Below are 17,119 nucleotides of genomic sequence, written 5' to 3' on the forward strand. Positions count from 1 at the left end.
TAGGCACTCGCGGGCAGAGGAAACAGCCACACCGGGGCAAAATACATTTGCCCAGGTTTCACGAATCAACCTGGCATTGTTGCTTTAGACTTGGCCACATCACTCACTCTGCAAAGGCCGCATGCCCATGAGCCAGCAACAAGCCTTCATCCTCAAAGCCAAGACCCGCCCGGAAATGGCCGACGCCTTCGAGCAACTATTCCGCCCCTACGTCGAGCCGAGCCGCCAGGAGCCGGGCTGCATCGAATACCACATGCTGCGCGACCAGCAGGACCCGAGTCTGTTCGTGTTCTTCGAGGTGTGGGCCGACCAGGCTGCCCTGGATGTGCACTCGGCCCTGCCGCACATGCAGGCGTTCTTCGAAAAGCGCATGGACTACCTGGAGCGCGATTTCGACATCCAGAAGGTCGATATGCTCAGCGCCTCTAGCCGTTAACCAGCAGGTGAGCCCCCAGCAGCGCCAGGCCGATGAAGAAGCAGCGCTTGAACAGCACGGCGCTGATGCGGCCACGCAGCCACTGCCCGGCGAACATGCCCAGCAGCGCCGGGGCCAGCACCAGCAGTGATGCCCCCAGCGCCTGGCCGCCGAGGGCATCCTGCCCGGCCAGGCCGATGGCCAGGGCCAGGGTCGAGACGGTGAACGACAGGCCCAAAGCCTGGACCAGTTCGTCACGGCTCAGCCCCAGCGCTTGCAGGTAAGGCACCGCCGGCATCACGAACACGCCGGTCGCCGCCGTGACCACCCCCGTCACCAGCCCGCATACCGGGCCCAGCCACTTTTCCCGCCCGGGAGCCACCCGCAGGCCCGGCCCTGCCAGCCCGTACAGGGCGTACACCAGCAGCGCGCCACCCAAGGCGTGGGCCGCCCACGGGCCGCTGTCGATACCCAGCCAGACGCTGCCAAGCAAGGTGCCGACGAAAATCATCAGCAACATCGGGCCAAGGCGGCGCAGCAACGCAAGCAAATGCCCGCCGGCTGCCAGTTGCCACAGGTTGGTGAGGGTCGAAGGCACGATCAGCAGCGCCGCAGCCTGCGCCGGCGGCATAGCCAGGCCGAGCAGGCCCATGGCGATGGTCGGCAGCCCGAGGCCGATCACACCCTTGACCGCGCCGGCCAGCACGAAGGTGAGAATCACCAGCACTGTCAGTGCCGGGCCAATGTTCTGGTAAAACGCAATGAAGGTATTCATGGCGCCATGCTGAGCCAGCGCAAGGCGGCTGAAAATCTGCCATATACTCAGCCAGACTCTTGCCAGGACAGAGGCTGATGCATTTCGACCTGAACGACCTTGTACTGTTCCAGCACACCCTGGCGTGCGGCAATATCACTGCCGGCGCCCGACGCAGCCACCTGTCGCTGCCTGCAGCCAGCGCGCGCATTCGCGCCATGGAGGCATCGCTGGGCATCCCCCTGCTCGAACGCAACCGCCGCGGCGTGCAGCCCACGCCCGCTGGCCAGGCACTGCTGCTGCATGCACAACTGATCACCCGGCAGGTCGAGCGCCTGCAATACGACCTGGCGCAGTACGCCCAGGGCCAGCAGGGGCAGGTGCGCCTGCTGTGCAACACCGCCGCACTGACCGAATACCTGCCGGAGCTGCTGGCCCGCTACTTGGCGGCGTACCCGGGGGTGAGCGTGGATGTGCAGGAGCAACCCAGCCTGCGTATCGTCCAGGCCATCACCCAGGGCATGGCGGACTTGGGCGTGGTGTCCACCGCCGCCCCGCTCGGGCACCTGCAGACCCGGCCGTTTCGCGACGACCCGCTGGTACTGGTGATGCCGCCCGGGCATCCACTCGCCGAGGTGGTCGAGCCGGGCTTTGCAGACAGCCTTGCCCATGGCCATGTGGGCTTGGGACCCAACAGCGCGCTGGCGCTGCACCTGGAAGAACAGGCATTGCGGCTGGGGCGGCGGATGCAGGTGCGGGTCAGGGCCGAGGGCTTCGACGGGGTGATCCGCATGGTGGCAGGGGGTGCCGGGGTGTCGGTGGTCCCGCTGGCGTCTGTGCGGCGCTGGGAAGGGTTGCTGGCGTTGCGCTGGGTGGCACTGCAGGAAGAGTGGGCGAACCGCCAGTTGCTGGTGTGCGCCCGGGATTTTTCAGCGCTGCCGGGGTATGCAGCGGGGTTGGTGGAAACCCTGGTTGCCAGCCCCCGGTAAAAACAACCAAAGCCCGCTCCCACGCCTCATGGCAACCCGGCAGCCTGGACAATGACCTGCCGGCGTCGCTCAATGCGCCACGGCCAGCTCGCGCAACGCAGCCGATGCCAGAAAGCCCGAGCGCGAGGCGTAGCGATGGTCACGTTTGACCTTCTCGTCGATGCGCTGCAACAGGTTCTCCGGCAACGTGGCATTGAACCGCACCGCCTTGCCCAGGTAGGGCGTCACATCGAAATCCACCACTGCCCACACACCACCGGCGTAGTCAGGGTTGAGCACATGCACGTCCACTTCCTCGGCCTGGGGCAGCGGCTCACCGTCGGCCACCAAACCCTCGAAGTGCAGGGCCAGGGCTTGCTGCACGTTCTCCAGCGCCTGGGACACAGTGGCCCCGGCAGAGAAGCAGCCAGGCACGTCGGGGACGGTCACGCCGTAGTCAGAGCCCGCATCCTTGTGCAGTACAACTGGAAATTTCATAGTCTGTCTCCATTGATGTTCTGGAGCGTATGGCGCCCCGGGTAACACGAGCGGCCTCATTTCAGGCCTGCTTGTTTCAGGATGCTGTGCACCGTACCCCGAGGCAGGTCGCATTTGGGGTGAGGTACCGTGACCCGACCTTTCTTGAAGGGATGCCTGAATTGGTGATGGCTCCCTTTGACATCCACCTCATACCAGCCATCGGCTTCGATGAGCTGTATCACTTCCCTGCTGCGCATGCACCATTCCTTTGGCAGATGATGTGTAGGCTACACATCGGGCTTGATAAAGACAAAGCCAAATACACACCATGCACACTAAGGGCGACAAGCGGCCGATTCCACAACCCGCGCAAGCATCGTCCGGTTCACATGTGGGAGTGATGACACTTGCCCGAAGCCAGGCGGATTCCCCACAATCCGCCCCACGCCGCACCAGACAGGGAGTTCCACGTGCCATCGATCTACCAGCTCAAACCCCGCTTCCAGGCGCTGCTGCGCCCGTCCGTGCAACGCCTGTACGACCGTGGCGTCACCGCCAACCAGGTCACTGTCGCCGCCGCCGTCGTTTCCATCGCCCTGGGCCTGCTGCTGGCCTGGCTACCCCACATCACCTGGCTGTTCATCCTGCTCCCGCTGTGGATGCTGCTGCGCATGGCGCTGAACGCCGTGGACGGCATGCTCGCCCGGGAATTCGGCCAGCAATCGAAGCTGGGCGCCTACCTGAACGAGCTGTGCGACGTGGTCGCCGACGCCGCCCTGTACCTGCCCTTCGCCCTGCTGGCCGGGGTATCGCCTGCGCTGGTGGTGCTGGTGGTGCTGTTCGCCGTGGTCAGCGAGTACGCAGGCGTCATGGGCCCGCTGGCTGGCGCTTCGCGGCGCTACGACGGGCCGATGGGCAAGAGCGACCGCGCCTTCGCCTTCGGCGTGCTGGGCACCGGGGTGGCCTTCGGCCTGCTGAGCGCCGGGTGGATCAACGGGCTGCTGCTGGTCATCCTGCTGCTCTCGCTCTATACCCTGTACAACCGGGTTCGCCAGGGCCTTGCCGAAACCCGCTGAGCCTCCCTTGCCGAACAAGGATTATTCGCCATGCGCCAAGCGCAATCGCTGCATTTTTTGACCCATGACGGCGTCGAGTTGCACTACCGTTACTGGCCTGCCACCCGCAACGAGCACCAGCCGCGCCGGGCGGTGGTGATGTTCCACCGCGGCCACGAACACGGTGGGCGCATGGCTCACCTGGCCGACGAGCTGGACATGCCGGGCTACGACTTCTTCGCCTGGGACGCCCGCGGCCACGGCCAGTCCCCGGGCGCGCGCGGCGACAGCCCGGGCTTTGCCACCAGCGTGCGCGACGTGCAGACCTTCATCGAGCACCTGCAAAACCAGCATGGCATCGCCGAGGCCGACATGGTGGTGCTGGCGCAGAGCGTCGGCGCGGTGCTGATCGCCACCTGGGCCCATGACTACGCGCCCAAGGTGCGCTGCCTGGTGCTGGCTTCGCCGGCGTTCAAGGTCAAGCTGTACGTGCCCTTTGCCCGCCCCGGGCTGAAGCTGCTCAAGGCCCTGCGCGGCAACTTCTTCGTCAACAGCTACGTCAAGCCGCGGCTGCTGACCCACGACCCCGAGCGGGTGATGTCGTACCTGGCCGACCCGCTGATCAGCCGGCCGATCTCGGTGACCATGCTGCTGGGCCTGTACGAGGCGGCCGACCGCGTGGTGGCCGACGCCCAGGCGATTCAGGTGCCGACGCAACTGTTGGTGTCTGGCGCCGACTTTGTGGTCGAGCGCGGCCCGCAGGAGCGCTTTTTCGAACGACTGGGCAGCGCCCGCAAAGAGATGCATGTGCTGCCCGGGTTCTTCCACGACACCCTCGGCGAGCGCGACCGCGCCCATGCCTTGCGGCGCATCGAGCGCTTCGTCGGGCACTGCTTCGATGCCCCGGTAGCCGCCCCCTCGCTGCTCGACGCCGACAAGGTCGGCGCCAGCTGCGCCGAGGCCGAGAGCCTGGCCGCGCCGTTGCCGCGCAACTCGCCGCGCGAGCTGTACTGGCGCGCCACCCGCGCCAGCCTGCAGCTGGGCAAGGGGTTGTCCGAGGGGGTCAAGCTTGGCTTCGAAACCGGCTTCGATTCCGGCTCCACCCTGGACTACGTGTACCGCAACCAGCCTACCGGCAAGGGCCGCCTCGGCGAGCTGATCGACCAGAACTACCTGAACGCCATCGGCTGGCGCGGCATTCGCCAGCGCAAGCTGAACGTCGAGGAACTGCTGCGCGAAGCCATCGCCCGCCTGCGCCAGCAGCAGCGCCCGGTGCGCATCCTGGATATCGCCGCCGGCCACGGCCGCTACATCCTCGAGGCGCTGCAGGGCATGGAGCAGTTGCCGGACTCGATCCTGCTGCGCGATTACAGCGAGCTGAACGTGCAGCAAGGCAGCGCGCTGATCGATGAAAAAGGCCTGGGCGAGGTCGCCCGCTTCGTCCAGGGCGATGCATTCGACCGGCAAAGCCTGGCCAGCCTCGACCCGCGCCCGACCCTCGCCGTGGTGTCCGGGCTGTACGAACTGTTCCCCAGCAACGAGCTGGTGGGCAATTCCCTGGCGGGCCTGGCCGAGGCTGTAGAGGATGGCGGCTACCTGGTTTACACCGGCCAGCCATGGCACCCGCAACTGGAGATGATCGCCCGCGCCCTGACCAGCCACCGCGGTGGCGAGGCCTGGGTGATGCGCCGGCGCAGCCAGGCCGAGATGGACCAGTTGGTGGCAGCGGCGGGCTTTCGCAAGGTCGCCCAACGCATTGATGAGTGGGGCATCTTCAGCGTCAGCCTGGCCCAGCGGGTGCGTTGATGGCCCGCGAAGCCGGGCTGGTCCGCCGGGGCATCCTTTGGCTGTTGCTGCTTGGGCCGTTTTTCTTCCTCAGCTACGGCCTGAGCAACAGCTACACCGCCGGGCGCGACGATATCGGCAGCCTGGTGTTCGCCTGGGAGCGGCACATGCCGCTGTGGCCGTGGACGATCATCCCGTACTGGTCCATCGACCTGTTGTATGGCTTGTCGTTCCTGCTGCCGCGCAGCCGCCGGGAAATGGACCGCCACGCCCTGGCGCTGCTGAGTGCACAGTTGCTCAGCGTCTGCTGCTTCTTGCTCTGGCCGCTGCGCTTCACCTTCGAGCGCCCGGAGCTGCACGGGGTGTTCGGCTGGCTGTTCGATGTGCTGATGGGCTTCGACAAGCCCTACAACCAGGCGCCGTCGCTGCATATTGCGCTGCTGGTGATCATCTGGACGATGTTCGCCCGGCATGTGCGCCAGCCGCTTTGGCGCTGGCTGATGCATGGCTGGATGGGCCTGATCGGGGTGTCGGTGCTGACTACCTGGCAGCACCATTTCATCGACCTGCCGACCGGGGCGCTGGCCGGGCTGCTGTGCCTGTGGCTGTGGCCACACGCGGGGCCTTTGCCCTGGCAGCAGGCGCAGTGGGCGCGTGACCCGCAGCGCTGGCGGCTGGCATTGCGTTACGGGTTGGGGGCGCTGGTGCTTGCGCTGGCCGGCTTCGCGGCCGGGCACACCGCGCTGTGGCTGCTGTGGCCGGCGCTTTCGCTGCTGCTGGTGGCGCTGAACTATGCGCTGTTCGGAGCGGGCGGGTTTCAGAAAGGCGCCGATGGGCAATTGTCGGTTGCGGCGCGCGGGTTGCTGGCGCCTTACCTGCTGGGGGCTTGGGTGAATTCGCGGTTGTGGACCTGGCGGCGACCGCAAGCCGATGAAGTGTGCGAGGGGGTGTATCTGGGGCGGGTGCCGGGCAAAGGCCAGGCTGCGGGGTTTGTTGCGGTTGTGGATTTGAGTGCTGAGCTGGCCTGTACCGCCGCCATCGCGGGGCAAGCCCGCTCCCACGATGATCACCCCGCTATGGCCTACCAGTGCTTGCCATCGCTGGACCTGGCTGCCCCTGATCAGCTCACCCTGCATCGGGCCGCGCAAACTATCGAACACCTGCGCCAACAAGGCCCGGTCTTGGTCTGCTGCGCCCTGGGCTACTCACGCAGCGCGTGCGCCGTCGCCGCCTGGCTGCTGGCCAGCGGGCGCTGCCAGACCAGCACCGAGGCCCAGGCGCTGATCCGCAGGGCCCGCCCCGGCGTGGTCCTGCACCTGGCCCATCACCAGGCGCTGCAAGGGCTGGAGGCTCGCCCATGAACCTGTTCGTCACCGCCAGCCTGTTGGCCCGCGGCCGCCAGCTCGAACGCCTGTCGGACGGTATTACCTTGCTGGCCTTGGCTTGCAGCCTGGCGCCTTTGCTGGGGCTGCCGCTGGCGCTGCTGCCTCGCCTGCTGTGCGGGCTGCTGTTGCTGCTGGGCCTGGCCCACAAGTACTGGGCCGTGCGCGTGGCCCTGGATGCCGAACTGTTCGCCCGCCTGGCCAGCAGCGCCGACCTGGCTGCCGACACCCAGGCGCTGGACCACGCCCTGCACACACTGCGCCTGAAACCCAAGGCCAGCGACAGCCGCGACTGGCCTGCCCGCAGCCAGGGCGCCCTGGCCCTGCTGCGCCGCCAGGCCCTGTGCCTGGCGGCGCAAGTACTGCTGATACTCCCCCTCCCCTTCACCGGATAAGACCGATGCCATGCTCGCCAGCCTGACTGCCTTCGTCATCACCTCCGCCGCCCGCCTGATCACCGGCGCCCGCGCCCTGTGGCTGGGCTGCACACCGCAGCCGGTGCAGCGCCTGTACTTCGCCAACCACAGCAGCCACGGCGACTTCGTGTTGCTGTGGGCGGCGCTGCCCGAGGCCCTGCGTCGCCACACCCGGCCGGTGGCCGGGGCCGACTACTGGTGCAAGCCGGGCATCCGCGAGTTCATCATCCGCCGGGTATTCAACGCGGTGCTGATCGACCGCCAGCGCCCGGCCGCCGAAGGCAACCCGCTGCAACCAGTGCTGGACGCCTTCGCCCAGGGCGATTCGCTGATTTTCTTCCCCGAGGGCACGCGCAACCTGGGTGACGAGCCGTTGCTGGCGTTCAAGAGCGGGCTGTTCCACCTGGCGGCGGCCAACCCGCAGGTGGAGCTGGTGCCGGTGTGGATCGCCAACCTCAACCGGGTGATGCCCAAGGGCCGCGCCCTGCCGCTGCCGCTGTTGTGCACCTTGAGCTTTGGCGAGCCGCTGCACCTGCAGGCGGACGAGAGCAAGCACGCGTTTCTGGAGCGGGCCCGCCAGGCCCTGCTGAACCTGGCCCCGAAGGATGCCTGAGATGGATCACAACACCCTGTCCCTGTTCGCCGGCATCGGCGCCCTGCTGTTGCTGGCCAGCGTCATCGGCCGCCTGCTCAAGTGGCGCGCAGGCGCCGCGCCCCACGCAGTCATCGACAACCTCAACGCGCGCATCAACGCCTGGTGGGTGATGGTGCTGGTGATCGGTATTGCCTTTGTGTTCGGCAAGTACGGCGTGATCGTGCTGTTCTACGGCGTGTCGTTCTATGCCCTGCGCGAATTCATGACCCTCACCCCGACCCGGCGCAGCGACTACCCGGCGCTGGTGGCGGCGTTCTATGTGGCGCTGCCGGTGCAGTACCTGCTGATTGCCATGGACTGGTACGGGCTGTTCAGCATTTTCATCCCGGTGTATCTGTTCCTGCTGTTGCCGATTCTGGCCAGCTTCGGCGGCGACACCACGCGCTTTCTGGAGCGGGCGTCGAAGGTGCAATGGGGGTTGATGATTGCGGTGTACTGCGTGTCGTCGGTGCCGGCGCTGATGACCCTGGACATCCCCGGCTTCGAGGGCCGCAACCTGCTGCTGATCGCCTGGCTGATTTTGGTAGTGCAACTGTCCGACGTGCTGCAGTACGTGTGCGGCAAGCTGTTCGGCAAGCGCAAGGTGGCGCCCAACCTGTCGCCGTCCAAAACCCTCGAAGGCCTGCTGGGCGGCGTGGCCCTGGCGACGCTGATCGGCGCCATGCTGTGCTGGATCACCCCGTTCACCTTCTGGCAGGCGGCGCTGATGGCGCTGACGGTCAATGCCATGGGCTTCTTCGGTGGGCTGGTGATGTCGGCGATCAAGCGCGACCGCGGGGTGAAGGACTGGGGCCACATGATCGAGGGCCACGGCGGCATGCTCGACCGCATGGACTCGGTGTGCTTCGCCGCGCCGGTGTTCTTCCACTTCGTGCGCTACTGGTGGGCGTGAGGTACTGGGGAGGGGTATGCCTGAGGTGATTGCTGCACTGCGTGATCGGCTTTAGGCCGCTATCGCGGGGCAAGCCCGCTCCCACGTGCTTCGGGGAGCAACTGCCTTGTGTTGCCCGCCCCGGCCTCATCGCCGGCAAGCTGGCTCCTACAGGTACAGCGCTGGCCTGAGGCTAATGCGATCCCTGTGGGAGCGGGCTTGCCCGCGATGGCGTCACTTCAGGTACGAGCGCAACAACGACGCCACCTTGTCGGCTTCTTCCTGGCGCTGCTCGGCGCTCAGCCCGTCCGCTACCAGGTGTTCGCGGATATGCCCTTCCATCACCTCGGCCATCAGCCCGTTCACCGCACCGCGCACGGCGGCGATCTGCTGCAGGATCGCCAGGCAGTCCTTGTCCTGCTCCAGCGCGGTCTCCAGAGCTGCGGCCTGGCCCTTGATCTTGCGCACCCGGGTCAGCAGTTGCTTCTTGCTCTTTTGGGTATGTGCCATTGTGCTTCCGCCACCATAGGTATACTGGGGTATAGTATATTTCACGATCTTCCGGGAGCATGATAAACCATGACCACGCAAACCTCCGACCGCTGGCAACACAGCCACCAGTTCCACACCAGCAACCTGGGCGCCGAGCGCAAGACGCGCCTGGCGGTGTGGCTTACTGCGCTGATGATGGTGGCCGAGATCGCCGGCGGCTGGTTCTTCAATTCCATGGCCCTGCTCGCCGATGGCTGGCACATGAGCTCCCACGCCCTGGCGCTGGGCCTTTCGCTGCTGGCCTATGCCGCCGCGCGGCGCTACGCGCGGGACCGGCGCTTTGCCTTCGGCACCTGGAAGATCGAGATCCTCGGTGGCTACTCCAGCGCCCTGCTGCTGCTCGGCGTGGCCGGGTTGATGGCGTTCCAGTCGGCCGAGCGCTTGCTCAGCCCTGGCGCGATCCACTATGACGAAGCGATCTTCATCGCAGTGATCGGCCTGGGGGTCAACCTGCTGTGCGCCTGGCTGCTGCGGGACGACCATCACCACCACGGCCACGATCATCACCACGACCATGGGCATTCACACCACCACGACCTGAACCTGCGCTCGGCCTACCTGCACGTGGTCGCCGACGCCGCCACCTCGGTACTGGCGATCGTCGCCCTGGTGGCAGGCAAACTGTGGGGCGCCAGCTGGCTGGACCCGGTGATGGGCCTGGTGGGTGCGCTGCTGGTGGCGCTGTGGGCGCGTGGTCTGCTACGCGACACCGGGCGGGTGCTGCTGGACGCCGAGATGGACGCACCGGTGGTGGAGGAAATTCGCCAAGTGGTCGCACAACTGCCGGTACCGGCGAGCATCACCGACCTGCATGTGTGGCGAGTGGGCAAGGACCAGTACGCCTGCATCGTCAGCCTTGCCACCGCCGCAGCATTGAGCGCCGACAGCGTGCGCCAGGCGCTGGCGGTGCACGAGGAACTGGCGCATATCACCGTCGAGGTGAATGCCCTGGCATAGCGCGGGCAGACAGCTGAGCGTCGAGCCCAGGCAACTGCGGGGATGGCGATGGCCCTAAGGTGACGGGTCACATCACCTGTTGCCTGGAGCCACGCCATGTCCGATTTCATCACTGTCCTGCGCGAAACCTGCCCGACCCCGGTGGTCGACGCGACCAAGTGGAAGCGCATCGGCGGCGAGCCGCACACCGTCAACCTCAACGCCTACCTGTCGGCCGACGGCAGCAAGATCATGGGCACCTGGATCTGCACCCCGGGCAAGTTCGAGGTGAACTACGACAAGTGGGAGTTCTGCCACTTCCTCGAAGGCTACTGCATCATCACCCCGGAAGGTGAAGAGCCCAAGCACCTCAAAGGTGGCGATGTGTTCGTGATCGAGCCGGGCATGAAAGGCACCTGGGAAGTGGTCGAGACGGTGCGCAAGTACTTCGTGTTTGCCTGATTCGCAAGGCTGACACACAACCTGTAGGAGCCGGCCGGCTCTCATAGAACAAACTACAAGCTATTGATTTAACACGGTTCCTGTGGGAAGCGGCCTTGTGTCGCGATGGGCCGCGAAGCGGCCCCAAGATCTCACTTTGATGCAAAAATTGCCGGGGCTGCTGCGCAGCCCATCGCGACACAAGGCCGCTTCCCACAAGGGCCGCGGTGCATCTGCGAGACTAGTTCTCTGCGCGACAGCGCAGCCCAAAAGGGCTGGGTGATCTCCTACAGTTATGCGCACCCCTGATTTGACGGGCAAAAAAATCGCATCGCCAGTGCCACTTCCCCCAGGTGCGCAGTTACAGGGGGAAGCGGCACTCGCCATGCGATCAAGCCCACCTCTGGAATCAATCCTTCTTGCGGTAGCCCTCGACGATCGCCGAGAAATCCTTGCCGCCTTCACCGCGCAAACTCATGGCCTGGTACAGCTGTTGGGCCACGGCGCCGAGGATCACCGGCTGGTGCGCCTGGCGCGCCGCTTCGGTGGCCAGCCCCAGGTCCTTGAGCATCAGCTCGGCGCCAAAGCCGCCGGTGTAACCGCGCGAGGCCGGGGCAGTCTCGATGATGCCCGGCCACGGGTTGTAGGTGTCCGAACTCCAGCAACGCCCGGTAGAGCTGTTGATGATGCCAGCCAGCACTTTGGTGTCGATGCCCAGCGCATTGCCCAGGGCCATGGCCTCGGACACGCCGATCATCGAAATGCCCAGCAGCAGGTTGTTGCAGATCTTGGCGATTTGCCCGGTGCCCACCTCGCCGCAGTGCACGATATTGCGGCCCATCTGTTCCAGCACCGGTTTGAGCGTTGCGAACAGCTCGGCGCTGGCACCGACCATGAAGGTCAGTGTGCCGGCGGCCGCGCCACCGGTGCCGCCGGATACCGGCGCGTCGCCCATGTCGATGCCTTTGGCCGCAGCGGCCTTGGACACCTCGCGGGCGGTCTGCGGGTCGATGGTGCTGCAGTCCACGGTCGGGGTGCCGGGGCGGATGCCGGCCAGCACGCCGCTGTCTTCGTCCAGGTACACGCTGCGCACATGGGCGGCCGCTGGCAGCATGGTGATCACCAGCTCGCTGCTGGCGGCGGCGTCTTTCGGCGAACTGCTTACTTGTGCGCCCAGTTCGGCGAGCTCGGCCAGCACGGCCTTGTTCAGGTCGAACAGGTTCAGCGAATGCCCGGCCTTGATCAGGTTGCGGGCCATGGGCGCGCCCATGTTGCCCAAGCCGATGAATGCGATACGCATGGCGAACTCCTTTAGCGCAGGCTGATGGTGGTGTTCACACCGTCATTGACGCTGTCATCGTCGAACCAGCGGGCGGTGACGGTCTTGGTCTGAGTGTAGAACTGCACCACCTGCTTGCCGTACGGGCCGAGGTCGCCGAGCTTGGAGCCGCGCGAGCCGGTGAAGCTGAAGAACGGTACCGGCACCGGGATCGGGATGTTGATGCCCACCTGGCCGATGTCGATCTCGCTCTGGAACTTGCGCGCCGCAGCGCCGCTTTGGGTGAACAGGCCGGTGCCGTTGCCGAGCGGGTTGGCGTTGACCAGGGCGATGGCCTCATCGAGGGTGTCCACCTCAAGCGTCACCAGCACCGGGCCGAAGATTTCCTGGGTGTACACCTGCATGTCGGTGCGCACACCAGAGAACAGGGTCGGGCCGACGAAGTTGCCTTGCTCGTAGCCAGGCACCTTGACCTCGCGGCCGTCCAGTTCAAGCTTGGCGCCTTCCTTGATGCCGCTTTCGATCAGCCCCAGCACGCGCTCCTTGGCGCGCTTGGAGACCACCGGGCCAACATCGGTGCCCGGCTCGCAGCCGGCATTGACCTTGAGCTTGCCGGCGGCAGCCTTGATGTCTGGCAGCCATTCGCGGGCCTTGCCCACCAGCACCGCCACCGAGGTGGCCATGCAGCGCTGGCCGGCGGCACCGAAGGCGGCGCCGACCAGGGCGTTGATGGTTTGCACACGGTTGGCGTCTGGCAGCACCACGGCGTGGTTCTTGGCGCCCATCATCGACTGCACACGCTTGCCGTGCTGGCTGCCCAGGTTATAGACGTGGGTGCCGACTTCGGTGGAGCCGACGAACGAAATGGCCTTGATGTCCTGATGGGTGCAAATGGCATCGACCACCTGCTTGCCACCGTGCACCACGTTGAGCACACCGGCCGGCACCCCGGCTTCGAGCGCCAGCTCCACCAGCATCATGGTCGACAGCGGGTCCTGCTCGGACGGCTTGAGCACGAAGGTGTTGCCGCAGACGATGGCCATGGGGAACATCCACAGCGGGATCATCGCCGGGAAGTTGAACGGGGTGATGCCGGCGCACACGCCGATGGGCTGGCGCAGGGTGTAGGTGTCGACGCCACCGGCTACGTTCTCGGCGAACTCGCCCATCTGCAAGGTGCCGATGGAGGCGGCGTGCTCGACCACTTCGAGGCCGCGGAAAATATCGCCCTCGGCGTCGGCAATGGTCTTGCCCTGTTCGGCGCTCAAGGTAACGGCGATGCGCTTGCTGTGCTCGCGGATCAGCGCCTGCAGCTTGAGCATGATGCGCATGCGCGCGCCGATGGGGGTGTCACGCCAGGTTTTGAAGGCGCGCTCGGCGGCGGCCACGGCGGCGTCCACTTCGTCTGCGGTGGCGAACGGCACTCGCGCCAGCACTTGCTGGGTGGCCGGGTTGACGATGTCGCGCCATTCGGTGGTTTTCGACTCGACCCAGTGGCCGTCGATGAGCAGTTTCACCTGCTCGACCTTGGCCTGGTCGGGGGTGTGCGGTGCGTTCATCTGCGCTCTCCTTGGAATTATTGTCGCAGCGATGATGCCGGCGCCCGGGGCGGACACGGGGTGGCGTACAGGGGCTGAGTTCGAGTATAGATGTGCAAACATCCAACAAGAATTAACAAAAAAACCGGATCATCATGCAAAAAGACCTCACCTCCCTGAGCGCGCTGAACTGGGACGACCTCAAGTTCTTTCTTGAGGTGGCGCGCACCCGCAAGGCCAGCAGCGCGGCCAAGCGCCTGGCCGTGGACTACACCACGGTGTCGCGGCGGATCAGTTCGCTGGAAGGGGCGCTGGGCACTTTACTGTTTGAAAAATCCCGCACCAACGGCTTCGTGCTGACCGCCGAGGGCCAGCGTTTGCTGGGTTATGCCGAGTCCATCGAAAGCACCCTGCACATGGCCTGCGAGCAGGTGTCGGGCTCGGGGGTGGCGCTGTCGGGGCATGTGCGCATGGGCTGCACCGAGGGTTTCGGTAGCTTCTTCGTCACCCCGCAGTTGAGCCACTTCGTCGATGCCTGGCCGGCGATTTCGGTGGATATCCTGCCGTTGCCGCACTTCATCAGCCTGTCCAAGCGCGAGGCCGACATCGTCATTGCCCTGGAGCGGCCCGAGCATGGGCCCTACGTGTGCTGCAAGCTGTGCGACTACCGGCTGCGGCTGTATGCGACCCAGGGCTACCTGGACAGCCATGCGCCGATCCATTCGGTGGCGCACCTGGCCGGCCACCCGTTCATCAGCTACGTGGACGACCTGGCGTTCAGCTCGGAGCTTTTGTACCTGGCCAACCTGATCCCCAACGCCCAGGCGCACTTGCGCAGTACCAGCGTGATCGCCCAGTACACGGCGGCGTTGCAGGGGCGCGGGCTGGCGATACTGCCGTGTTTTCTGGCAGCGCAGGATGAGCGGCTGGTGACGGTGTTGCCCGATGAAATCGAGGTGACGCGGCAGTTCTGGATGTACTGCCGGGAGGACTTGCGCAAGCTCAAGCGCATTACCCTGCTGTGGGATTATATCCGCGGGGTGACCGAGGCCAATGCGCCGTTGCTGATGGGGGAAACCCGCGAGATGAAGTTCGCCCAGGGTTGATCGCTTCCCCTGTAGCCGGCTTGCCGGCTCCTACAGGGGGGGGAGCTACGCGTCATGTCAGCTCGACGCCACCACGATCGACACCCGGCGGTTCTCCATGCGCCCGGCGCTGGTGCGGTTGTCGGCCACCGGCTGGCTGCTGCCAAGGCCGCGGGTCTGGATGTTGCCCGGCTGCATGCCGATGCTTTGCAGGGCCCGGGCCACACTTTGCGCGCGGCGCTCGGAGAGCTGCTGGTTGTAAGCCGCCTTGCCCGAGGCATCGGCATGGCCGTCCACCCGCACGCGCTGGATATCCACCGACAGCAAGGCCTTGCCGATGCGCTCGACGATGCTTTGGCTCTGGCTGTTGAGGCCGTCCACATCGCTGCCGAACAGCACCTTGCCCGACAGATCGAACGCCCAGCCTTCGTCTGTGGGGGCAAAGCCCTCGCGTTTGAGCACCGCGATCTGCTCGGCGGTCAGGCCCTTGGGCGGCACACTCTGGCAGCCCTGCAGCGCCAGCACGGCGAGCAACACGGCCAGCAAGGGAAAACGCATACGCAACAAGCGGTCGATCACGGTTGAGCTCCTGTTCTTGCATCCACGGCGCGGCGTTCCGGCTGCGCCACCTGCCATTGGCCACGGCGTTTGCGCTTGGCCTGGTACATCGCCGCATCGGCGGCATTGAGCAGACTGGCCGGGTCGCGGCCGTCGTCGGGGTAAAAGGCGATGCCGACACTCAGCGAGGTGGTCAGGCTGTTGCCATCGTCCAGCTGGATCGGCTGCTGCATGCTGGCGACGATCTTCTCGGCAATGCGCTCGGCATCCTCACGGGCCTGCAGTGGCGCAAGCAGCACGGCGAATTCGTCACCGCCCAGGCGCGCCACCAGGTCGTGCTCACGCAGTTGCGCGCGCACCCGCGCAGCGACGCTGACCAGTACCTCATCGCCCACGGCGTGGCCGAGGCTGTCGTTGATCTGCTTGAAGTGGTCGCTGTCGAGAAACAACAGCGCCGCATGCTCGCGCAACCGCGCGGCGCTGTGCAGGCAGCGGCCCAGGCGGCCTTCGAAGTAGGCGCGGTTGGGCAGCCCGGTGAGGCTGTCGTGGCTGGCCTGGTGGGCAAGGCTTGCGTTCTCGCTTTGCAGGTGGCTTTGCCAGGCTTCGAGTTCGTCGAGCAGGGCGTTGAAGTCGTTGCCCAACTCGTTCAGCTCGGCGATCTGGGTTTGCGGCACGCGCCGGCCAAAGCTGCGTTCGCGCCGCGCGGCATGGGCCACGCTGGCCAGGTGGCGCAGCGGGCGGATGATGTCGCTGAACACCCGCCGCGACAGGTACAGCGCCAGCAGCGCACTGACCACGGCGCACAGCAGGATGCCGGCCAGGCCGCTGAGCAGAAAACGCACCAGGCTGCCGCCCTGGCCGACCAGCTCGACATGGCCGACCTGGCGGCCCATGTGCTGCACCGGCAGGTTGACCGGCTCTTCCAGCAAGACGCCGGCCACCTTGGCCTGCAACTGCGCCAGCAGGCCCTGCCCGTCATGTTGCCAGTGGGCCAGCAGGGTGCCGTCGTTGCCGTAGACGCGGGCTTCGGCCAGCTCCTCCGAGGCGGCGATCAGCGCCAGCGCCTCGTTGGCCGCCGCGCTGTCGCGGAACACCACCGCCGCCTCGACGGTGTAGCTGATGGAGCGGGCGATCAGGTGCAGGTTGTGGTTGGCGTTGACCGTCAGGGCAGCCACCCCGAGCAGGGTCACCAGCACACCGGCAAGGCCTGCGGCCAGGCACGCCACCAGCAAGTGGGCACGGCCGAGCACCGCGCGCAGGGTTGGCCGGGGGAACCTCACAGCCTTGGGCTTCATGGCTGCACCGCCCGGCGCCGCGACAGTTGCAGCACGCTGGGGTGAATGCGCACGCCACTGCGGGCGACCGAGTCGAGGTTGACCTCGAAGGCCACCTGCTGGTCGCTGACCCGCAGGCAGAACAGGCTGCCCACGGTACAGGGGTCGTCGGCCTCGCTGATGCTCAGCACCGGGTGGCCGCTGATGGCCCGGAACAGCCGTTCGCGCAGGCTCTGGTCGAGCCGGCCGATGTACACCGCATCGCAGGCACTGGCCACGCTGGCATCGTTGGCCAGCAGGCGACGCACCAGCAGCGGCTGCCCGGAGTTCTGCAGGTTGCCCTTGATCAGGTCGTCGGCGTATTCGGTGGGGCCCACCAGGCACAGGCGCAGGGGGTTGGGTTCAGTGGGCCAGCGGGCGTAGCTGAGGATGCCGAGCACCACCTGGGTTACAGCCTTGGCGCGTTGCTGGGCCTGGGCGGGGGTAGCGGAGTCAGCGTGGGTGGCACCGGCGAACAGCAACAGGGCGGCCAGCAACAGCGATAGCATGCAGCCTGTCAACCGGTCCCTGGTGCCTGTCATGTGAGATATCTCTCAAAAATCGCGTCTTAACTCGGCGCAACGATAGCACATGGATGGCATGGAGCAGCAGGTGGCGCAGTGGATGGCACCGGCT

General features: G+C 66.1%; 20 protein-coding genes. 11 read left to right on the forward strand and 9 right to left on the reverse strand.

Annotated elements, in window-relative coordinates; genetic code table 11:
- Positions 1-127 precede the first annotated feature (127 nt).
- Positions 128-436, forward strand: a complete 309-nt coding sequence (locus KSS93_RS26035; protein WP_217886590.1) for a putative quinol monooxygenase — start codon at positions 128-130, stop codon at positions 434-436.
- Here KSS93_RS26035 and KSS93_RS26040 read toward each other — a convergent pair.
- Entirely contained in the window at positions 426-1,190 is a 765-nt protein-coding gene (locus tag KSS93_RS26040; protein WP_217886591.1) for a sulfite exporter TauE/SafE family protein, read from the reverse strand. The two genes, KSS93_RS26035 and KSS93_RS26040, sit on opposite strands and share 11 nt — an antisense overlap.
- A gap of 77 nt (positions 1,191-1,267) precedes the next feature.
- Here KSS93_RS26040 and KSS93_RS26045 point away from each other — a divergent pair, with 77 nt between their 5' ends.
- Positions 1,268-2,158: a LysR family transcriptional regulator gene (locus KSS93_RS26045; RefSeq protein ID WP_217886592.1), complete on the forward strand. Its 891-nt coding sequence runs from the start codon at positions 1,268-1,270 to the stop codon at positions 2,156-2,158.
- A gap of 69 nt (positions 2,159-2,227) precedes the next feature.
- Here KSS93_RS26045 and KSS93_RS26050 read toward each other — a convergent pair whose 3' ends face one another.
- Together KSS93_RS26050 and KSS93_RS26055 are read right to left on the reverse strand one after the other, a co-directional pair.
- Positions 2,228-2,635: a type II toxin-antitoxin system HicB family antitoxin gene (locus KSS93_RS26050; protein WP_217886593.1), complete on the reverse strand. Its 408-nt coding sequence runs from the start codon at positions 2,633-2,635 to the stop codon at positions 2,228-2,230.
- Between the two features lie 56 nt (positions 2,636-2,691).
- Positions 2,692-2,874 (reverse strand): type II toxin-antitoxin system HicA family toxin, encoded by a 183-nt coding sequence (locus tag KSS93_RS26055; protein ID WP_217886594.1) that lies wholly within the window; start codon positions 2,872-2,874, stop codon positions 2,692-2,694.
- Positions 2,875-3,087: 213 nt separating this feature from the next.
- On the opposite strand from KSS93_RS26055, the gene KSS93_RS26060 reads away from it, so the two are divergent.
- From KSS93_RS26060 to KSS93_RS26085, 6 genes are read left to right on the forward strand one after another with little or no spacing between them, the layout of a single operon-like run.
- A complete protein-coding gene (locus KSS93_RS26060; RefSeq protein ID WP_217886595.1) occupies positions 3,088-3,693 on the forward strand; it encodes a CDP-alcohol phosphatidyltransferase family protein in 606 nt (201 codons plus the stop codon).
- A gap of 30 nt (positions 3,694-3,723) precedes the next feature.
- Positions 3,724-5,478: a bifunctional alpha/beta hydrolase/class I SAM-dependent methyltransferase gene (locus tag KSS93_RS26065; protein ID WP_217886596.1), complete on the forward strand. Its 1,755-nt coding sequence runs from the start codon at positions 3,724-3,726 to the stop codon at positions 5,476-5,478.
- Entirely contained in the window at positions 5,478-6,818 is a 1,341-nt protein-coding gene (locus KSS93_RS26070) for a phosphatase PAP2/dual specificity phosphatase family protein (protein WP_217886597.1), read from the forward strand. The genes KSS93_RS26065 and KSS93_RS26070 overlap by 1 nt, the downstream gene beginning before the upstream one ends.
- Entirely contained in the window at positions 6,815-7,234 is a 420-nt protein-coding gene (locus tag KSS93_RS26075; protein ID WP_217886598.1) for a hypothetical protein, read from the forward strand. The genes KSS93_RS26070 and KSS93_RS26075 overlap by 4 nt, the downstream gene beginning before the upstream one ends.
- Positions 7,235-7,244: 10 nt before the next feature.
- Positions 7,245-7,868, forward strand: coding sequence for a lysophospholipid acyltransferase family protein (locus tag KSS93_RS26080; protein ID WP_217886599.1), 624 nt, complete (start codon positions 7,245-7,247; stop codon positions 7,866-7,868).
- A 1-nt stretch (position 7,869) separates the two neighbouring features.
- On the forward strand, positions 7,870-8,802 hold the full coding sequence (locus KSS93_RS26085) for a phosphatidate cytidylyltransferase (RefSeq protein WP_217886600.1): 933 nt from the start codon (positions 7,870-7,872) through the stop codon (positions 8,800-8,802).
- 213 nt (positions 8,803-9,015) lie between these two features.
- Here the strand turns inward: KSS93_RS26085 and KSS93_RS26090 are convergent, their stop codons facing one another.
- Positions 9,016-9,291 carry a metal/formaldehyde-sensitive transcriptional repressor gene (locus KSS93_RS26090; protein WP_217886601.1) on the reverse strand — a complete coding sequence of 92 codons (276 nt, stop codon included), beginning with the start codon at positions 9,289-9,291 and terminating at the stop codon, positions 9,016-9,018.
- 69 nt (positions 9,292-9,360) lie between these two features.
- Between KSS93_RS26090 and dmeF the strand changes: the two genes are divergently transcribed.
- The gene (gene dmeF, locus KSS93_RS26095; RefSeq protein ID WP_217886602.1) at positions 9,361-10,290 is read left to right on the forward strand and encodes a CDF family Co(II)/Ni(II) efflux transporter DmeF; all 930 of its coding nucleotides are present in this window, start codon (positions 9,361-9,363) and stop codon (positions 10,288-10,290) included.
- Between the two features lie 96 nt (positions 10,291-10,386).
- Positions 10,387-10,731 (forward strand): cupin domain-containing protein, encoded by a 345-nt coding sequence (locus tag KSS93_RS26100; RefSeq protein WP_038411964.1) that lies wholly within the window; start codon positions 10,387-10,389, stop codon positions 10,729-10,731.
- Positions 10,732-11,119: 388 nt separating this feature from the next.
- Here the strand turns inward: KSS93_RS26100 and mmsB are convergent, their stop codons facing one another.
- Together mmsB and KSS93_RS26110 are read right to left on the reverse strand one after the other, a co-directional pair.
- On the reverse strand, positions 11,120-12,010 hold the full coding sequence (mmsB, locus tag KSS93_RS26105) for a 3-hydroxyisobutyrate dehydrogenase (RefSeq protein WP_217886603.1): 891 nt from the start codon (positions 12,008-12,010) through the stop codon (positions 11,120-11,122).
- An 11-nt stretch (positions 12,011-12,021) separates the two neighbouring features.
- Positions 12,022-13,548: a CoA-acylating methylmalonate-semialdehyde dehydrogenase gene (locus KSS93_RS26110; protein WP_217886604.1), complete on the reverse strand. Its 1,527-nt coding sequence runs from the start codon at positions 13,546-13,548 to the stop codon at positions 12,022-12,024.
- 134 nt (positions 13,549-13,682) lie between these two features.
- On the opposite strand from KSS93_RS26110, the gene KSS93_RS26115 reads away from it, so the two are divergent.
- Entirely contained in the window at positions 13,683-14,633 is a 951-nt protein-coding gene (locus KSS93_RS26115) for a LysR family transcriptional regulator (protein WP_217886605.1), read from the forward strand.
- A gap of 57 nt (positions 14,634-14,690) precedes the next feature.
- Here the strand turns inward: KSS93_RS26115 and yfiB are convergent, their stop codons facing one another.
- Genes yfiB through yfiR form a run of 3 tightly spaced genes read right to left on the reverse strand, consistent with a single transcriptional unit; the run spans position 14,691 to position 17,025 of the window.
- Entirely contained in the window at positions 14,691-15,170 is a 480-nt protein-coding gene (yfiB, locus tag KSS93_RS26120) for an outer membrane lipoprotein YfiB (RefSeq protein WP_217888809.1), read from the reverse strand.
- A 17-nt stretch (positions 15,171-15,187) separates the two neighbouring features.
- Entirely contained in the window at positions 15,188-16,465 is a 1,278-nt protein-coding gene (gene dgcN, locus KSS93_RS26125; RefSeq protein WP_217886606.1) for a diguanylate cyclase DgcN/YfiN, read from the reverse strand.
- A complete protein-coding gene (yfiR, locus tag KSS93_RS26130; RefSeq protein WP_217886607.1) occupies positions 16,462-17,025 on the reverse strand; it encodes a regulatory sequestration protein YfiR in 564 nt (187 codons plus the stop codon). The genes dgcN and yfiR overlap by 4 nt, the downstream gene beginning before the upstream one ends.
- Positions 17,026-17,119 lie beyond the last annotated feature (94 nt).

The sequence above is a fragment of the Pseudomonas xanthosomatis genome (genome assembly GCF_019139835.1).
GTDB lineage: Bacteria > Pseudomonadota > Gammaproteobacteria > Pseudomonadales > Pseudomonadaceae > Aquipseudomonas > Aquipseudomonas fakonensis.